This window comes from Nocardioides abyssi, from assembly GCF_030412915.1.
Taxonomy (GTDB): domain Bacteria; phylum Actinomycetota; class Actinomycetes; order Propionibacteriales; family Nocardioidaceae; genus Nocardioides; species Nocardioides abyssi.
Genome location: NZ_JAUHJR010000074.1, coordinates 1 through 332, shown reverse-complemented (window position 1 = coordinate 332; position 332 = coordinate 1). Strand labels below are relative to the sequence as shown.

The following is a 332-nucleotide window of genomic DNA, read 5'->3' as shown; positions in this document are numbered from 1 at the left end:
CACGTCGAGCTGGTCGGCGTTGGCCACGCCGCCGTCGGTGTCGATGCCGAACATCGGCACCGCCGGCCCACCCGGCTCGCCGACGACCTGCACCGGCGCCCGGCTCTGCAGGGCGCCCTGCACGGTGTAGACCAGCGCCTGCACCGCCAGCTTGGCCTGCTTGCGCGACATGTCGGCGGGGCGGTCGGCCCAGCGGTCGTCGGGCACCTGGGCGATGATCAGCCCGGCCTGCTCGTCGAGGCGGACCGAGGAGAAGCTGCCGTCGACCGGGAACGCGGCCCGGTAGTCGGGGTCGGCGGGCACCCCGGCCGCGACCATGTCGGCGGCGCCGA

1 protein-coding gene is annotated in these 332 nt (G+C 75.6%); it reads right to left on the bottom strand.

Annotated elements, in window-relative coordinates:
* The coding region (locus QWY29_RS19965; RefSeq protein ID WP_300962988.1) for a hypothetical protein at positions 1-332 on the bottom strand (332 nt) is incomplete at both ends.